Source organism: Lysinibacillus sp. NPDC097868 (assembly GCF_044761135.1).
Lineage (GTDB): Bacteria > Bacillota > Bacilli > Bacillales_A > Planococcaceae > Lysinibacillus.
Genome location: NZ_JBIWBS010000004.1, coordinates 177565 through 196596 on the forward strand (window position 1 = coordinate 177565; position 19032 = coordinate 196596).

The following is a 19032-nucleotide window of genomic DNA, read 5'->3' on the forward strand; positions in this document are numbered from 1 at the left end:
CATGCTGAATTATGCTCATAAAGATAACTTCGAAATGAATTGAAGTTATTTTTATGAGCATTTTATGTCTATATGTTAATTTGTGTAGAAAATAAGCTATACTTGTAATTACAATGAAAGAAAAGGAGCATATACATGCTAACATTTGAACAAAAACAAGCGATAATTGAATCGTTTTCTGAATTAACGCGAAAAGAAATTTCAATGAAACGAGTGAATTATCATTTTATGGACAGTCTGTTTGAAAAAACGATTGTCGTTGAAAAATTGCATCCAAACGGGAATGGTTTTGTCTTTGTAGGGGATTTATTGCGCTACGAAAACGAGGCAAATGATAAAGGGTTAGTAAATATTCGTGATTACGATGAGCAACAGCTGCGTGCCATTATTGAAGATGCGATTACGTATTTAGGCGAGGAACAAGAAGAAGAAGAACCGATTATTGAGACTTGGCGTAATCGTGAAGGTGATCAATTAGAGCTTGCCTTTGAACAACGTTCATGGAATGTGTACCATCGAGATAATCTAGAAGAAGCCTTTGGCACATATGATGCGGCAAAAGAATATTTATTGGAAGAAGGCTTTCGTAAAAAGAACTAAGTAATATGGGGGAAAACGCGCAATGAGTGGTAAAAAATTGGTGGGAGTTGTACTTATTGTTTTAGTAATTGCATGCTTATTTTCAGTTTTTACGATTCAAAATTTCTATAAAAACAATGAAGAACAGCCAAATAGCGAAAATCGTGAAGTTAATAAGTCAAAAAGTTTGAATTTAATTTTACCACAAGCTACAATTATCTCGAATTCAAGATAATTGAAAGGTGATGTGTTCATGCAACATATATTTCATAAAGGAACAGATGAAACTAAGCCTACCTTATTGTTATTACACGGTACAGGTGGAGATGAGCATTCTTTAATTAGCCTTGCAAAGGAAATTGATGCAACGGCTAATGTTTTAAGTGTACGCGGTAATGTATTAGAAAACGGTATGCCTCGTTTTTTCCGTCGTTTAGCTGAAGGTGTTTTTGATATAGAAGATTTAATCTTCCGTACGCAAGAATTACAAAACTTTTTGGCAACAGCAGCAGAGCAATACGGATTTGATCGTACACGTATTGTAGCTATTGGTTACTCAAATGGAGCAAACATTGCAGCAAGTTTATTATTCCATTTTAAAGATGCGTTGGCAGGCGCGATTCTACATCATCCGATGGTGCCACGACGAGGAATCGAACTACCTGTGTTAACTAATACGCCTGTATTTATTGCGGCTGGAACAAATGATCCGCTGTGTTCTGCGCAGGAATCAGAGGATTTAGAGTCACTTTTATCTGGTGCAGGCGCTAATGTCACGACAGCATGGTTTAACTATGGTCACCAGCTTACAATGCCTGAAGTAGATTCAGCAAGAGAGTGGTATCGTAAATATTTTTAAACGAAAAATCCGAGAACGATGTAAATTGACGTTCTCGGATTTTTGTTAATAGAAATTACTTCTTCTTAGCAAATGGTAGCCACCAATTCCAGTCGCCAAATAGCTTCATAAGACTTGGGACAAGCATAAGGCGAATAATTGTAGCGTCTATCGCGATAGCAATGGCAATACCAACACCGATTTGCTTTACAGGCATAACGTCGGTAAAGGCAAATGCTCCTGTAATAACAATCATAATAAGCGCAGCAGATGTAATGATACGGCTAGTAGATGTAAGTCCCTCCACTGTCGCACGAGTATTATCCGCACCTTTTTGATATTCCTCTTGTATTCGAGATATTAAAAATACTTCGTAGTCCATACTTAAACCAAATACAAGGCAAAATACAATAACCGGAATGATGAGGACAATTGTGCCAGCCTCTATTCCAAAATGTCCATATTGGAATATATATACGAGTATCCCAAAAGCTGAGGATAACCCAATAATATTCATAATGATTGCCTTGAGAGGGATTAAAACCGAACGGAAGGCAAGCATTAAAATAAAGAATGTTGACACGATAATGATTAAGACAGCGAATACTATTTTATTTGCAATTTCATCGAAAATTTCTTGATTGAATTTACCTTGTCCACCTAGTTTGAAATCGACATTTAAATCTTTGTCCATCCATGTTCTTGCAAATTTTTGTGCGGCAGAGGACGAACCAGGAACATTTAATGTAATAGGGATAAACAATTGTGTATCCTTCGAAAAGGTATGAATAAGTGGTTTTAATTGTTCTGCAACTTGTGGCATTTCCAAAGATGCTGTTAAATCCTCTGGCGATTTTATATTAGCAGCCGTATAAATAGTTGATACTTGATCAACGAGTGGATCGTCAAGCAGCTGTTCTTGTATATCAAACAGTATCTCTCTTGCCTTCTCATCCTCCCAGCCTTCTTTACGTTCAGCGAGTAAATATAAAATCGAAGTATCACCGAGCCCAAACGTTTCATCTAATTTATCGTATGCTGCACGTGCATCATATTTAGTTGGTAAAGAATCCACTTGAGGTATAGCTAGTTTAATATCCTTCAATGGAATCATACCGATACCAAGTAACAATAATGCAACAATGACAATCGAGACAGGACGTTTCATAACAAAGCCAGCAAACCTGCGCCAACGATTTGTCCCACCTGGCTTTACGCGTATTATGCGCCACTTATTTAGGCGGTCTCCCAACACCATCATTGTAGCAGGTAATAATGTGAGGCCTGACAGCACTGCGAACAATACGACAATTGTGCCACCTAGCGCAATATTGCGGAATATTTCAACGTCAATTACGATCATGGCACCAAGACCAATCATGACACAAACAGCAGAAAAGATTATTGAACGACCAGCTGTCTGGATAGCAATTTGTATTGCATCGGCAATTGTAGAATGGCCACGTTCTTCACGATAGCGATTAATAAATAGTAGAGCGAAGTCAATACTGAGGGCAAGTCCTAGCATTGGTACAATGTTTAAGACAAAAATAGATAAGTTAACGCTACCACTAAGTAGTGTCAACAGTCCAAATGCTGTGACAACCGTAACGACACCGATTATAATTGGCAAAATTGCAGCTACAACGGTCCCAAAGGCTAGTAATAGTACGACAATAGCAATTGGCAATCCAATTGCTTCAGCAGAAGCCAAGTCTTTTTGGCTAGCTTCATTTATATCTTCAGAAATCACAGGCCCACCTGTAATACTAATGCCTTCCTCTTCAATTAATGTGCGAACTTCTTTAACTGTATCGGGCAAATTTTCAATATTATTTTTAAAATGTACCATGGCATAGGCGATGCCATTCTTTTGTAGCGAAGAATCATCCAGTGGTGACTGGACTGAATGGATTTCTTGAATGTCATCGAGTTTGTGTAAGGTGTCTTTGATTTTTTTATTGTCTACTTGGTCAAAGACAACCATTATAGTTTCTGCAGGTAAGTCGAATGTTTTTGCTAGTTCATTTGTGACATAGGTATGATCAGCTTCAACAAAAAAGCCATCTCCATGCAGTTTGCTCGGAAGCTGTATAGCAAACACAGCCATTGCGATAAAAATAACAATCCAAATTGCAACGATAGCTTTCGCATGTGCAGTGATAAAAGCTGAAAAAGTTTTCATAATTATAAAGCATCCCCCTTTTAAACTAGTGTAAAGGATGTGTCGCTTTTTGTCGTGTGACAAAGTAAAAACTCCTGCTCAAACGACAATTTTCCTAAAGCGTAAAAATCCACTGCGCTTTCCGAGGGCACGACGCAGGAGTCTTCGCAGATGTTACTTGGATATCAAAAATGTTTGTAAAGGGTTGCGCCTGATTGTGTGAGAATTGTGTGAGTGCCTGTCACTTAAAAGGTACCTAAAAAGGCACTTTCTGTGAGCAGAAAGTGCCGTAAAATTTAGAAGAATAAAGATAATATAAAGTAAATAACGGATGCCATAACAGCTGATATTGGCATTGTAATAATCCAAGTTGTCACAATTTTACGTGCCATTCCCCAGTTTACACCACGAACACGCTGTGCTGAACCAACGCCCATGATTGATGAAGAAATAACGTGTGTTGTCGATACGGGTAAGTGAACTAATGTCGCACCGAAAATAACAGTAGCAGAAGCTAAATCCGCTGCAACGCCATTAACAGGACGGATTTTCATGATTTTACCGCCGACTGTTTTAATGATTTTATAGCCACCAATAGAAGTACCAAGACCCATGGCAATTGCTGCAGCCGCTCGAACCCAAAAAGGAATATCATCCCCAGTGTGTAAGCCTCCAGCTATTAACGCCATTGTCATAATACCCATTGCTTTTTGCGCGTCATTTGTACCGTGTGTAAACGATTGAATAGCCGCTGTAAAAATTTGCATTGTACGGAAGCCTTTGTTCGTACGATATAGATTTAAGTTTTTAAACCATAATTTAAACAGAGACATCATTAGAAAGCCGGCACAAATCGCAATGATTGGTGAAAATACTAAAGCCATAATAATTTTCGTAAAACCACCGTAGTTAAGTACGCCAAAGCCTGCAGAAGCAACTGCTGCACCGGCAATTGAACCGATTAATGTATGTGAAGAACTTGAAGGGATACCAAAGTACCAAGTAAGCAGGTTCCAAATAATAGCCGAAATTAATGCGGCTAAAATAACGACTGAACCTGTTGTATCTCCTTGAAATGCATTTAAAGAGAATGGATCTACAATATCTTTTGTTAGAGCCTTTGCTACACCAACGAAAGTAATAGCACCGATGAAGTTCATCGTCGCCGCCATAATAATGGCAACACGTGGGGGCAATGCTCTAGTTGAAACCGAAGTTGCGATAGCATTTGCTGTATCGTGGAAACCGTTGATAAAGTCAAATGTTAGGGCAAAGATGACGACCAATACGGTTAGTATAATTATTGTATTCATTGTAAGTGACCCACTCCTAATTACGCGTTACGCATGATAATTGTTTCCATTGTGTTTGCAACGTTTTGACAATAATCAGCGATATCCTCTAGTTGTTCATAAATATCTTTAAACTTAATGATGCGGATTGGATCTTTTTCATTTAAAAACAATTGCTTAATCGAAGTTCTTTGTACTTCGTCACATTCGCGCTCATAGTCTTTTATTAAAATTGCATGTGGGCGCATGCCGATAAGATTTTTTTTCTTTAACTCTTCAGTAGCTTTAACAATTTCGTCGGCACTTTTTGAAATATAGCCTAAGAAAATACGCATCGCTTCATCAACTTCTGTTAAGGAGAACATTTCAAAGTGAGCGATACAATGCTCCGTACCATCTAACACGTCGTCCATACGGATTGCGAATTCTAAAATATCCTCGCGCTCAATCGGTGTCATAAATGATTTGTTTAGCATCACGATAAGTTCATGAATGAGTTTATCGCCAGCTGTTTCGTAATTCTTCATTGTAATGCTAATCTCTTTTAAGTCAGCTACACTTGTAATACGAAAATCATTTGCGTAATGTACGGCCTCTCTCATGTTTTCTGCAATTTTATGCAATGCTATAAAGAAAGGGTCTTGTTTTTTTGAGTTAAGCATGTAAATGAAATCCTCCTGGATGTATATAAAATAATCAACCTTTAAACTTTACTATCATAACAAAATCTTTCGTTTATCTACATAAAATTTATCTTCTCTACATAAAACTTTACAATCCTGTAATATACAATTTGTTCACAAATATGCTGTGTTGCATGTGTATTTATTACTATTGGTACAGAAAAATGCCTATATAATAAGTATTTTTGTGAAAAATATAGTCTGTTTAGTACAGAATATAGCATTTACAATCACTCGATTATACTTGCTGGATAAATCGAATTGTAAACGCAATGTAAAGAAGCATCCCTTTAACATAGTGTTCCCTATTTTCTTAAGAATATCTTCATTTTTATCCTTCAATATTTTTAAGAATTATTTTCTACAATTGAGAAAGTACAAGAAAGGGGCATTAAGACAAAATGATTCAAGTCGAGAACTTACAACATACATTTTTAATTGGGAAAAAGGGCAAGGAAAAGCATGTACCTGTATTAAAGGGTGTCAATTTTGAGGTGAAAAAAGGCGAGATTGTCGCAATTGTCGGCAAAAGTGGCTCGGGAAAATCGACATTGCTTCAAACTTTAGCAGGATTTATGAAGGCTGAACAAGGCTCTATTAAGGTGAATGGGCAAGAGACAGCGAAGCTTAATGAAACCGAGAGTGCAGCTTTTCGATTGAGACAGTTCGGATTTATTTTTCAAAACTTTCAACTCATGCCGGGGTTAACAGCATTTGAAAATATTGAATTGCCTTTGAAATTGCAAGGTGCTAGCAAAGCTATACGTAAAGAAAAAGTGAAGAAGATAATGGACAAGGTTGGATTGACTGCAGTAGCTGACCATTATCCAAATGAATTATCAGGCGGTCAACAACAACGTGTAAGTATTGCAAGAGCATTGATTACCAATCCTCCAATATTGCTCGCAGATGAACCAACGGGGAGTTTAGATTCTGAAACAGAACAAGATATTTTACTCTTAATTCAAAGTTTAAATCGTGAGCTTGGCTTAACCTTTGTCATTATTACGCACGATGAAGAAGTGGCGACTATTGCTCATCGACGTTTCAGAATGTATGATGGCGAGCTTGTAAAGGAGGTAGAATAACATGATATGGAAAGATCAACTAGACTTTGTTATACAACATATAAAGAAAAATAAATTACGGGTATTTATGACGGTGCTGGCTGCAACAATGGGTTGTGCGTTTTTAATTGTCCTGGCATCCGTAGGGTTTGGACTACAGGATTCGATTCGTAACGAAATACTTTCGGATGAAAATGTTACAAAAATACAAGTATATGATGGCTCACAATTTACAGAGCAACAGAAAGATGAAATAAAGACGATAGAAAATGTTAATACAGTGCTTGAAACGATTACGATAAATGCAAGTGCGCACTCATATTTTGAAGATCGTGATACAAATTCAAACTTAATCTTAACGAATATGAAAGATTTTAAGGATGTAACTGGGAAACTTGCGCAAGGACAGTATCCAACAAAGCCGAATGAGATTATTGTTGGATATCATTTCGGTCAATCATTATTAAATGACGCCGATCGCGATACAATAAAAGAAAAAAGTAAAAAGGCTGAGGCAGAGGGAACGTATTATGATGGTAATGAAGAGGGATATAAACAGTCTGTAATAGGTAAAGAGATTGAGTTATCTTTAATATCTAATTCAAATGGAGCATCTGAAACTGAAAAGGTGAAATACACGATTGTCGGTGTGACGAAGAAGCCTTCTTATGATTGGATGATTGACAATACAGTTTATGTGGATTCAAAACAGAAAGAGGCAATAGGTAGCAGTTTCGCGGCATTAGATGATATACCAGAAGATGAGGTATTTAATTCGGAATTTAATATATACGCAGACAGTTTAGAGCATGTAAAGCCTATTTTAGAAAAGCTAAAAGACAAAGGCTACAATGTGTATTCAGTGACTGAGCAATTAGATCAAATGGATGTATTTTTCCTTGTATTGAAGATTGGTTTAATTTTTGTAGGAACAATAGCCGTATTAATTGCCTCTATTGGGATTTTTAATACGATGACAATGGCAGTTACAGAGCGTACACGTGAAATTGGCGTATTAAAGGCAATCGGTGCAAGCCCAAAGCTTATTCAACGATTATTTTTAATGGAAAGCACTTTTATCGGCATTTTTGGAACCATTATTGCCGTAGTGATTTCGTATGCTATTAGCTTTACAGCAAATGCAATATTACCGTTAATTTTAAAAGCGGCAACAGGTGAAGATACGTTTGGTTCGTCTGATATTACATTTTCACTTATTCCATGGCAGCTCGTTATTATTGCGTCAGCTATCAGTATTGGTGTCGCTATGATTTCAGGCTACCGACCAGCTCGTAAAGCAACAAAAATCGATGTTATCCAAGCATTGCGACAAGAGCTATAAAAAGAACCCGAGGCACATAATGTGCCTCGGGTCCTCATAATTTATAAATAAGATGTTAATTCATTTGCCAAAAATGGCTTCGCATTCAACAGTGTTACAAAAGCGTCGTACTTAGCACGTTGCTGTGCACTTGGCTTTTTACCAGTATAATACGCTCGAATTAAAATATTTTTCGGTGTGTTCTCCATGTCGATAAATTCCAGTAATTGTGCTTCATAGCCCACAAGCGATAAAATCTCTGCGCGAATCGAATCGGTAGCCAATGCGGCAAAGCGTTCGCGGACAAGGCCATGCTGTAGCATAATATCGAGTGCAGGCGTATCCAGTTGACGGTTTAGCTCATGCTGGCAACAAGGTACGCTTAAAATAACACTTGCACCCCATTTCACTGCGCGTGATAATGCCATATCTGTTGCAACATCACAAGCATGTAGAGTCACAACCATGTCTACATTGGATTCATCATTATAGTCATTAATATCCCCAACTAAAAACTCAAGTTGCTCGTAGCCTAAATCCTGTGCAATACGTGAGCATTCCTCGATAACCTCTTTTTTTAAATCTAAGCCAGTGACACGAATATCCAAACCTTTTTCAATTTTTAAGTAATGATATAAGGCAAATGTTAAATAGGATTTCCCTGAACCAAAATCTAAAATACGCACTTGGCGATCTTTTGGCAAATAGGCTAAGGCATCGTCGATAAATTCAATGAAGCGATTAATTTGCTTGAATTTATCGTATTTTTGTTTTTTTACTTTTCCTTCTTCACTTTGTACACCTAAGCGAATTAAAAAAGGGTAGGGGGTGGACTCATCAAGTAAATAGTTTTTCTTGCGGTTATGTGATAAGTTTACTTCCTTTGGTGTAGCTACTTTATCAGACTTCCATAATACTTTGTTCTTTTTCGATAGTTGCACCTGTACTTTTGCGTCAATAAAATCGATATGTGCTTGACGGAAGTCAGCAAAAAACAGCTCGAGCTTAGGAGGGAAATCAGCTAGTATGACGTTCTCATGTTTTAAAATACGTTCATATTGGTATTCAATTTGTATATGATAAGCATCTTTCAGCATGATGGGCTTTAGTTTAATACGCTTTACTTCATTAGACTTCATACGAGGTTGACTGATTGTAGCTGCAACGAGTTGTTGTTGTGAAAATTGCTCTTGTAGCTGTGCTTTCATTTCTTCAAATGTCATTTATTTCGCCTTCTTCGTTGTGTAATAGATGGCATTAGTGTAACACAACTTTATTAATTCATTGTTGTTTTCAATTTTAAACAATAAGTATACCGAATATTCAGATAAACGATTTTATTTTTAATAATTTTTACGGTATATTTATAGTGAAAAGTTTTTTGAAGGTAAAGAATAATTGTGGATAGGAGGAAGACTTATGTCGGACAACACTTATCAGCTAATCGCTATTATTATTTATATGATTACAATGCTAGGAATCGGATGGTATGCATTTGTAAAAACTTCAAATTTAACGGATTACATGCTAGGGGGACGCTCGTTAGGACCTGCTGTTACAGCCCTTAGTGCTGGTGCTGCGGATATGTCTGGTTGGCTATTAATGGGGTTGCCAGGTGCGATTTATGTATCAGGACTTGTTGAGGCGTGGATTGCAATTGGGTTAACAATCGGTGCCTATTTAAATTGGATGTTTGTCGCACCGAGATTACGAGTTTATACGCAAGTTTCAAATGACTCTATTACAATTCCAAGCTATTTGGATAATCGATTACGTGATAATACGAAATTAATACGAATTGCTTCTGGGCTAATCATACTTATATTTTTTACATTCTATGTATCTTCAGGAATGGTAGCTGGAGGCAAGTTTTTTGATAGTTCATTTGGCTATGAATACCATACAGGTTTATTAATAGTATCAGGCGTAGTTGTTGCCTATACATTGTTTGGTGGATTTTTAGCGGTGAGTTATACAGACTTTTTGCAAGGACTAATTATGTTTTTAGCACTTATAACAGTACCGTTATTCGGGTTATTTTTAACAGGTGGACTTAGTGAAACAGTAGAATCCATAAAGGCGGTAAACCCGGAGCATTTAAGTTTATTGCCTGCGACAGCAACTGCTGCCGCAATTATTTCTTCCCTTGCTTGGGGACTAGGATACTTTGGGCAACCACATATTATCGTTCGTTTTATGGCGATTAGTTCTGTGAAGGAGACAAAACAGGCTCGTCGTATTGGTATTGGATGGATGATTTTAAGTCTTGCAGGTGCACTTGCAACCGCATTAGTAGGCGTTGCATACTACCAGCAAAATGCTGGCGAATTAAAGGACGCTGAAACAGTATTTATTGTACTTGGCCAAATTTTGTTCCATCCATTTATTGCAGGTATTATGTTAGCAGCAATTTTAGCGGCAATTATGAGTACGATTTCATCGCAATTAATTGTCACTTCTTCAGCACTTGTCGAGGATATATACAAGGCATTGTTTAATAAAACAGCTACCGATAAACATTATGTTTTTATTGGCCGGATGGCCGTATTAGTAGTAGCAATTATTGCGGCAATTTTAGCTTGGAATCCTGAAAACTCTATTTTAAATTTAGTAGGTTTTGCTTGGGCTGGCTTTGGAGCGGCGTTTGGACCAATTATTTTATTATCATTATATTGGAAGAGATTGACGAATTACGGAGCGCTGAGTGGCATGGTGTTGGGTGCATTAACAGCCTTTGTTTGGGGAAAAATAGAATCACTTTCAACTGCTCTTTACGAAATTGTACCAGGCTTCCTAGTTTGTTTAGTAGTAGCCGTTATTGTTAGTATGATGACATATAAAAGAAATGAAGAGATTGAAGATGAGTTCAATCGTAGCGTATCATTATTAAAAGAAGAACGAGGGAAATGATGAATAATACTTTAAAAAGTGAATATTGTTCGTTTCTTATATAAAGCAGGTTAAGCCCGTAAAATATTGTGGAAAAGTTTCATGTAGATTTATTCATTATAATAGTTAAGAAAATAAAAAGAGTTTATCTACAGTTCGAATGCGCCCAATTTTAGGGCGCATTTGTTTTTAGCAATTAAAATTCAACGCTAAAGTGATTTTATTAAATAAATAGCGCTTTGGTGGAATTAAAAGAACTCGACTAAAAGACACAGATTCGGGCATTATATGGTAAGATGAAGAAAATTTGCTGTAGCGTCACCAAGGCGTTGGTGGGAGGATTGTGAGTGGAAAAATTGAAAGAAGTAGATGTTTTACTAGAAAAGGCTATTCTTGTTGGCGTAAATTTACGCAATGATAAGCATTTTGAGTATTCTATGGAAGAGTTAACAAATTTAGCTGAAGCATTAAATGTGGAAGTCTTAGGCGTAGTTACACAAAATTTAGAGCGTGTCACACCTTCACATTATGTTGGCACAGGTAAAATCGAAGAGATAAAAACCTTTTATGAAGAAGCACAAGCCAATCTGGTGATTTTTAATGATGAATTATCACCTTCACAAATCCGTAATTTAGAGCGTGATTTAGAGACGAAAGTAATCGATCGAACGATGTTAATTTTAGATATTTTTGGCCGCCGTGCAAAAACACGTGAAGCGCAAATGCAAGTAGAGTTGGCGCAACTTCAATATATGCTACCTCGATTAGTCGGATTGCATGCTTCGTTAAGCCGACAAGGCGGTGGCACTGGAGGCGGTTTTAAAAACCGTGGAGCCGGTGAAACGAAACTTGAGCTAGATCGTCGTAAAATTGAAGATCAGATTTCAAAAATCAAGAAAGAGCTAGAGCAAGTGAAGGAGCAGCGAGAGACGCAACGGAAACAACGTCGGAAAAATGCCGTACCTGTGGTGTCCATTGTAGGATATACGAATGCCGGCAAATCGACAATTATGAACCAACTACTCGCTAAAATTGGTCAAGAAGATCACAAACAAGTATTTGAAAAGGATATGCTGTTTGCAACACTTGAAACGTCTGTCCGTTATATTGAATTACATGATAAGAAGTCATTTTTATTAACAGATACAGTCGGCTTTGTTAGTAAATTGCCGCATCATCTAGTAAAGGCGTTTCGCTCGACACTAGAAGAAGCACGTGATGCTGATCTATTGCTTCATGTTGTGGATGTCTCAAATGCAGAGCATGGTTTTATGATGGATGTTACAAACGAAACGTTAAAGGCGGTTGGTGTTGAAGGAATCCCTACTATATATGTCTATAACAAAGCAGACTTAGCAAATGTTCCGTATCCTGTCATTAGTGGGGATAATATTTGGATTTCTGCAAAGCAGGGTAATGGTTTAGATGAACTATTACAAATTATACGACAGCACATTTTTTCTGATTATGTCACATGTAAAATGCTTATCCCATATGAGCAGGGCAATGTAGTTTCTTATTTAAATGAAAATGCAACGATTTATGAAACGGCATATGAAGAAAATGGCACATTACTAAACCTTGAAGCAAAAGAAGCGGATTACGCAAAATATCAACATTTCGTTGTTAAATAGCAATAAGATAATTAATGTGTGGATTAGTTTGCAGTTACGGTTATCAAGTTGAATAGCATTGTTTGAAAAATCAACAGCAATCATGGCTGTTGATTTTTTATTTAGTTTAAATATCTTACTATTCATTATTTTCTAACTTTAAATTTAAAAACTATTTATAGAGGATAGGGAAGAGTGAGAAAACGTAGATATTTCAATATATTTAATAAAATATTATTTAATCAGTCTGAATATAAAGAAAAATGACAAATTTTCAACATTTTTTAAAACTCTTGCGAAAGTAATAAAAACGCTTTAGTATGATGAAACATAGTTTTTTATCCTTATCAATGGGGAACAATATTTTTAAGGAATAATGAAAGTGGGAGAGGAAATTGTATGTCTACTAAAGATGAAATTGTAAAATCTGTCCCTCAAAATGGATTTGTCGGACACCCTAGAGGGCTCTTTACATTATTTTTCACAGAATTTTGGGAGCGTTTTTCATACTACGGTATGCGAGCGATTCTAATCTTCTTCATGTATTATGAATTAAATGAAGGCGGATTAGGTCTTGATCGCGGTACAGCGAATTCAATTATGGCTATCTATGGTTCGCTTGTTTATATGTCAGGTATTATTGGTGGCTGGATAGCCGATCGACTTTTAGGGACACGTAAAACGATTTTTTATGGTGGCGTGTTAATTATGATTGGCCACTTACTGCTAGCATTCCCTGGCGGTGTAACAATGTTATTTGCTTCTATGGCGTTTATTGTTATCGGTACTGGTTTATTAAAACCGAATGTCTCAAGTATTGTAGGGGATATTTATGCTGAAACAGATAGCCGTCGTGATGCAGGATTCTCGATTTTCTATATGGGTATTAATATGGGTGCATTCATTGCGCCGTTTATTGTCGGAACAATTGGACAAAAGTATAGTTTCCATTTAGGCTTCAGTTTAGCAGCAGTTGGTATGCTAGTCGGATTAATTGTTTTTAAAGTAACAGAGAAAAAATATTTAGGCTTAGCGGGCTTACAAGTAAATAACCCGTTAAAACCGGAGGAACGTAAAAAAGTCTTTACGCAATTCGGTATTGTAGCATTAATCATTATTGTTTTAGGTGGCATTGGTATTAAAACTGGTGTACTAACAATGGATGTCTTTAGCTTAATTATTACTGCTCTTGGTGTGTTAATACCAGCAGCGTTCTTTATTTATATGTATCGTAGTAAGAAAACGACAAAAGATGAGAAATCTCGCCTTCTTGCATACATTCCATTGTTTTTAGCAGCGGTTATGTTCTGGGCAATTCAAGAACAAGGTGCAACAATTTTAGCAACGTATGCAGATGAGCGTACACAATTAAACATAGGTGGTTTTCGTCTGGAATCGTCTTGGTTCCAATCGCTAAACCCATTATTCGTTATTACCATGTCTCCATTATTTGCGATGCTATGGTTAAAATGGGGCGATAAGCAACCATCGACACCACGTAAGTTTTCTTATTCACTATTCTTTGCCGGACTATCATTTTTAGTAATGATGATTCCTGCACATCTTTCAGGTGGACAAGCTTTAGTAAGTCCATTGTGGTTAGTATTATCATTCTTCTTAGTTGTAGTTGGGGAATTATTATTGTCTCCAGTAGGTCTGTCTGCAACAACGAAGTTAGCCCCACAAGCTTTTGCTGCACAAACAATGTCACTATGGTTCTTAACGAGTGCTGCGGCTCAAGCGATTAACGCTCAGCTAGTAAAGGTATATGAAGTTGTAAGCGAATTCACGTATTTCGGATTCTTAGGATCATTGTCAATTCTTATTGGCATACTCTTATTAGTACTTTCACCTATTATTTCTAAAGCGATGCGTGGTATTAATTAGTTAAAGAGGCTAGACAAAAGAAAAAAGTGTTAGATTGACTGCAGTCAATCTAACACTTTTTTCTATGCCGTTGATGTCCGCTACGGCGGTTGCTTTCCGCGGGCACACCGTAAGTCGCAACCCTCGCTAACGCGCGGTTTGTTGCGTCTTACTATGCGTGCGTTCCCGCAGGAGTCACCGCCTCCGCTACCATCAACTATTATTATCTGCTAAATTTTATCTCTTGCAAAAGAAAGGTAGCTAAGTTTCTCTTCATAATAAATAGCAAATTTACATACACCTTTGCCTTGCTTTTAAAACTTTAGAGTAATGTCCCTGCATCTTTTTTGTCTCTTGTGTAGTCTATTAGCTAGAAGATAATTTAATTTTCTGTCGAATAGAGCTGTTTTTAGTTATAATAATCTTACTAGTAACATTTTTAAGGAGGTGGTTGTCATGAAAGAAGCATTGGATCGTTTGAGGCCAAGATTAATGGAGATTTTTACGTATTTACATGCGAATCCAGAAATAAGCTGGCAAGAGGTAGAAACAACAAATTATATTTTTGATTTACTGACGCGTGAAGGATTTTCACCACAACGCTTTAAAAATAGCACAGGGCTGTATGTTGATATTGGTGATGGAAACCCAAAAGTAGGTTTACGAACGGATATTGATGCATTATGGCAAGAAGTAGATGGTGAGTTTAAAGCAAATCATTCTTGTGGTCATGACGGACATATGACAATGGCAATCGGTGCTCTTTTACTTTTGAAAGAGCAGTCTCAATCATACAAAGGCACAATTCGTGTTATTTTCCAACCGGCTGAAGAAAAAGGGACAGGTGCATTAGCCGTTCTAAAAGAGGGCGTTATTGATGATTTAGATTTTTTATTTGGAGTCCATTTAAGACCCGTACATGAGCTTGAGGACGGCACATATTGTGCAGCTTTATTTCATGGAGCATCTCGTTTACTCGAAGGTGAAATCATCGGTGAGGATGCACATGCAGCAAGACCGCACCTTGGTGTAAATGCAATTGAAGTAGGTGCAACAATTATAGAAGATTTACGCACCATACATACAGATCCTATGGTGCCTGTATCCGTTAAGATGACAAAATTTCAAGCCGGGGGTGAGTCAGGTAATATTATTCCAGGAAGAGCAGCCTTCACGATTGATATAAGAGCACAACGAAATGATGTAATGGATACACTCGCTCAAGGTGTTAAACGTGTAATTGATTCTTCGAAAATTTTGCATAAAGTGCAAATTGAGTTACGTACAGTTGCTAATATTGTGGCAGCGGAGGTAGACACAACTGCTCAATATGTTATGGAGCAAGCCATTGTAAAGGCAGCGGGATTATCTAATTTACGAAAACCTGTGCATACACCAGGAGGAGAAGACTTTCACCATTATGCAGTTCAACGTCCACATTTAAAATCGACGATGCTTGGACTAGGCTGCGGATTAACACCAGGACTACACCATCCGAAAATGAAATTTAAGCAGGCAAGACTTGTAACCGGAGTGGAAATTCTTACAAACGCTGTATTAGGAGCATTAGAACTCGAAACATAAAGGAGGCATCAGATAATGTTAGAAAACGTTTCTATTAAAAAAATGATGACACCTGAGGAAATTGCTGAGGTGCAATTCTTAAATGTTGAAATTTGGGGAAGTCAGGCAATTCCCTCACATCAAATGCTAGCGGCTGTTCAAAATGGCGGATTACTACTTGGTGCGTATTTAGAAGGTCGACTAATTGGGTTTAATTACTGCTTTGTAGGTTACCGCGAAGGAAAAATGTATCTACACTCACACATGATTGGCGTCGAAAAAACATATCGTGAACAAGGTGTAGGAGAGTTATTGAAGCATGCCCAGCAAGAATATGCGCGCGAGAATGGGTTTCAGCTTGTCCGCTGGCTAATTGATCCGTTAGAAGCGCGTTTGGCAAATTTATCATTTTTAAAGCTAGGTGCATTTAGCAATCAGTATGAAATAGATTATTACGGTCCGTTGCAAGATGATTTTAATGATGGACTGCCCTCAGACCGCATTGCAGTAGAGTGGTGGGTTGAGCGCAAGCATGCAGATGATAGTTTGGATGAGCTGGAAGAAGCGGCAGAACAAGTAGTGTCGTGGTCATTGACGGTTGATGGATTACCTGTGCTCGATAAAGATAGTGAGTTTCAAAGTAACCAAAGATTTTATAAGGACGCTTATTTAGTCCCAATTCCACAGTATTTACAAAAGATGAAAGTGGAAAGTCCGAAACTGGCAGAGGACTGGCGTTATAAGATTCGTACAATATTAACTACTTTTTTTGATCAAGAATATGCAATTGTTCGGGTGAAAAAGCAAAAAGAATATATTCATTTTTATCTGTTAGTCAGACGCTCTTTATTGGCTTTATAATAAAGCTAAGGAGTGAATTTTGTGAGAATAGAAGAAATTACAATAAGACATTTAAAAATGCCTATGAAGGCGCCATTCACAACAAGTTTTGGTACTGTGAGTGAAAAAGAGCTATTGCTTTTAGAGGCGAGGGATGCGTCTGGAACGATTGGATGGGGAGAGACAGTTGCTTTTGTAGCACCATGGTACACAGAGGAGACATTAAAGACGACATGGCATATGTTAGAGGACTTTTTAATGCCTACCTTGCTACATAAAGAGCTGTCGCATCCAGATGAGGTTAGTGCCTTGTTTGCTCCTATTCGGCGTAATTGTATGGCCAAAGCATCTATTGAAGGGGCTGTGTGGGACATTTATGCCCAGCAAACGAAACAGTCCCTTGCCCATGCGTTAGGTGGAAGCAAAGATTATATTGATGTAGGAATTAGTTTAGGAATTCAAGCTAGCACTGAAAAACTTTTAGATGTGATAAAGGTCTATGTAGAAAAGGGTTATAAACGAGTAAAGGTAAAGATAAAACCTGGGTACGATGTCGAAGTAATTCGAGCTATCCGTGCTACATTTCCTGATTTGCCATTAATGGCAGATGCAAACTCAGCGTATACATTAAAAGATATAAAAGTGCTACAACAGTTGGATGCATTTAACCTTCTAATGATTGAGCAACCACTTGCAGCTGACGACATAATAGATCATGCTAAGCTTCAAAAGCAGTTGGAAACACCAATATGTTTAGATGAAAGTATTACATCACTTGAAGATGCCCGTAAAGCGATCGAGTTAGGTAGCTGTGGTGTCATTAATATAAAAATTGGGCGTGTAGGTGGTTTAACAGAGGCTAAGAAAATTCATGACTATTGTCAAGAGCATGATATTCCTGTTTGGTGTGGTGGCATGTTGGAAGCGGGAATCGGACGAGCGCATAATATCGCATTAACAGCACTCTCCAATTTTATATTACCTGGTGATACAGCAGGATCAAGCCATTATTGGTATGAGGATATTATTATGCCTGAGGTCGTAGTAGAAGATGGTGTTATTCGTGTGCCTCAGAGCGTTGGCATAGGCTATAAGCCGGATATGACTGTCATTGATAAATTAACAATTAGCAAGAAAGTCTATACAGAGTAGCTTTAACAGATGGAGGCCGCCTTTTCCTCCTTCTGTTTGTCAGTACGGGATAAATAGTCGAGGAGAGAAGTGATTGAAAAAGAGCTTGCAAATCGGCGGTGCTTATGTAGGAATTATCGTCGGTGCTGGGTTTGCATCAGGGCAAGAAATCATTCAGTATTTCACAAGTTATGGCAATAAGGGGATATTAGGTGCTCTTTTAGCGACACTCTGGTTTGCCTTTGTGGGAATGTGTACAGCGCAAATTAGTTCAAGGCTGCGGACAACGTCTCATAAGGATTTGATTTATCAAATTTCAGGTAAAACTATCGGCTTTATAATGGACTTTGTTCTATCGCTTTTTTTGTTTGGTGTGTCGGTCATTATGTTTGCAGGAGCAGGCGCCACCTTCGAGCAAATGTTTGGACTACCAGTATGGCTAGGGAGCATTTGTATGATTGTCCTTACCATGATGACAGTTATGATGAATGTAAAAAGTATTATTAATATTATTGCCATTGCGACGCCTTATTTGTTAGCTGTTGTAACGATTATTGCCGTCTATTCAATAGCTACGATGGATCTATCATTTGCAGAGCAAGCAGTTATTGCTGAACAACAATTACAAACATCCTCAAAAAGCTGGTGGGTAACGGCTTTGCTATATATGTCTTTTAATATCGGCGTTTGCTTCTCTCTCCTCACGGTGATGTGTGGCGCTATTCGTAATGAACGAATTGCAGGCATGGGTGGAATTATCGGGGGACTAATATTAGGCGCGCTCATTTTACTTATACATTTTTCACTTCTCGCTAAAATGAACGTTATTGTTGGAATGGATATTCCAATGCTCGCATTAGCAAATGAAATTCATCCAATAGTAGGTTTATTAATGTCATTTTCATTATTAGGAATGATCTACAATACAGCGGTAGGAATGTTTTATTCTTTTACGGTACGGTTTTTTAAACCAACAAAGCCAAGCTTTAAGGCTGCTGTCATTTTTATGGGCGTTCTAGGCTTTTTTGCTAGCCTAGTGGGCTTTACGACACTCGTATCGAAATTATATTCAGTAATGGGCTATTTAGGCTTTATTTTAGTAGCGTCCATAATTTTTGCATGGCTACGAGGAATAAGAAGAGTAGCTTAATAAGGTGATTGAGAAGGGCAAGCTATGTCATTCTCA

16 protein-coding genes are annotated in these 19032 nt (G+C 37.6%); 12 read left to right on the forward strand and 4 right to left on the reverse strand.

The features are described 5' to 3' along the window. Positions 1-135 precede the first annotated feature (135 nt). The 3 genes from ACIQXJ_RS19970 to ACIQXJ_RS19980 are packed head-to-tail and all read left to right on the forward strand — an operon-like array spanning position 136 to position 1438. A complete protein-coding gene (locus tag ACIQXJ_RS19970; protein WP_403056863.1) occupies positions 136-600 on the forward strand; it encodes a hypothetical protein in 465 nt (154 codons plus the stop codon). A 22-nt stretch (positions 601-622) separates the two neighbouring features. After that, positions 623-814, forward strand: a complete 192-nt coding sequence (locus tag ACIQXJ_RS19975) for a hypothetical protein (protein ID WP_401021631.1) — start codon at positions 623-625, stop codon at positions 812-814. An 18-nt stretch (positions 815-832) separates the two neighbouring features. Next, positions 833-1438, forward strand: coding sequence for an alpha/beta hydrolase (locus ACIQXJ_RS19980; protein ID WP_403056866.1), 606 nt, complete (start codon positions 833-835; stop codon positions 1436-1438). A 55-nt stretch (positions 1439-1493) separates the two neighbouring features. Here ACIQXJ_RS19980 and ACIQXJ_RS19985 read toward each other — a convergent pair whose 3' ends face one another. The 3 genes from ACIQXJ_RS19985 to ACIQXJ_RS19995 form a co-directional block, all read right to left on the reverse strand. Next, positions 1494-3602 carry an MMPL family transporter gene (locus ACIQXJ_RS19985; RefSeq protein WP_403056869.1) on the reverse strand — a complete coding sequence of 703 codons (2109 nt, stop codon included), beginning with the start codon at positions 3600-3602 and terminating at the stop codon, positions 1494-1496. Between the two features lie 275 nt (positions 3603-3877). Further along, positions 3878-4894, reverse strand: a complete 1017-nt coding sequence (locus ACIQXJ_RS19990; protein ID WP_401013091.1) for an inorganic phosphate transporter — start codon at positions 4892-4894, stop codon at positions 3878-3880. A 20-nt stretch (positions 4895-4914) separates the two neighbouring features. Further along, a complete protein-coding gene (locus ACIQXJ_RS19995; RefSeq protein WP_173479367.1) occupies positions 4915-5535 on the reverse strand; it encodes a DUF47 domain-containing protein in 621 nt (206 codons plus the stop codon). Positions 5536-5957: 422 nt separating this feature from the next. Between ACIQXJ_RS19995 and ACIQXJ_RS20000 the strand changes: the two genes are divergently transcribed. Beyond that, a complete protein-coding gene (locus tag ACIQXJ_RS20000) occupies positions 5958-6644 on the forward strand; it encodes an ABC transporter ATP-binding protein (protein WP_340821971.1) in 687 nt (228 codons plus the stop codon). A 1-nt stretch (position 6645) separates the two neighbouring features. Beyond that, positions 6646-7965 (forward strand): ABC transporter permease, encoded by a 1320-nt coding sequence (locus ACIQXJ_RS20005; protein ID WP_403056872.1) that lies wholly within the window; start codon positions 6646-6648, stop codon positions 7963-7965. Between the two features lie 41 nt (positions 7966-8006). Here ACIQXJ_RS20005 and ACIQXJ_RS20010 read toward each other — a convergent pair whose 3' ends face one another. Beyond that, positions 8007-9167: a class I SAM-dependent methyltransferase gene (locus ACIQXJ_RS20010; RefSeq protein ID WP_403056875.1), complete on the reverse strand. Its 1161-nt coding sequence runs from the start codon at positions 9165-9167 to the stop codon at positions 8007-8009. A gap of 196 nt (positions 9168-9363) precedes the next feature. On the opposite strand from ACIQXJ_RS20010, the gene putP reads away from it, so the two are divergent. The 7 genes from putP (at position 9364) to ACIQXJ_RS20045 (ending at position 18996) form a co-directional block, all read left to right on the forward strand. Then, entirely contained in the window at positions 9364-10854 is a 1491-nt protein-coding gene (putP, locus tag ACIQXJ_RS20015) for a sodium/proline symporter PutP (protein ID WP_403056878.1), read from the forward strand. A gap of 326 nt (positions 10855-11180) precedes the next feature. Continuing rightward, entirely contained in the window at positions 11181-12467 is a 1287-nt protein-coding gene (gene hflX / locus ACIQXJ_RS20020) for a GTPase HflX (RefSeq protein ID WP_403056881.1), read from the forward strand. Between the two features lie 378 nt (positions 12468-12845). Further along, entirely contained in the window at positions 12846-14333 is a 1488-nt protein-coding gene (locus ACIQXJ_RS20025) for a peptide MFS transporter (RefSeq protein WP_403056884.1), read from the forward strand. A gap of 435 nt (positions 14334-14768) precedes the next feature. Further along, the gene (locus ACIQXJ_RS20030) at positions 14769-15896 is read left to right on the forward strand and encodes a M20 peptidase aminoacylase family protein (RefSeq protein WP_403056887.1); all 1128 of its coding nucleotides are present in this window, start codon (positions 14769-14771) and stop codon (positions 15894-15896) included. A gap of 15 nt (positions 15897-15911) precedes the next feature. Then, positions 15912-16736 (forward strand): GNAT family N-acetyltransferase, encoded by an 825-nt coding sequence (locus tag ACIQXJ_RS20035; protein ID WP_403056890.1) that lies wholly within the window; start codon positions 15912-15914, stop codon positions 16734-16736. Between the two features lie 21 nt (positions 16737-16757). Then, positions 16758-17867, forward strand: a complete 1110-nt coding sequence (gene menC / locus ACIQXJ_RS20040) for an o-succinylbenzoate synthase (protein ID WP_403056893.1) — start codon at positions 16758-16760, stop codon at positions 17865-17867. A 73-nt stretch (positions 17868-17940) separates the two neighbouring features. After that, entirely contained in the window at positions 17941-18996 is a 1056-nt protein-coding gene (locus ACIQXJ_RS20045; RefSeq protein ID WP_403056896.1) for a YkvI family membrane protein, read from the forward strand. The last annotated feature ends 36 nt before the right edge of the window (positions 18997-19032 follow it).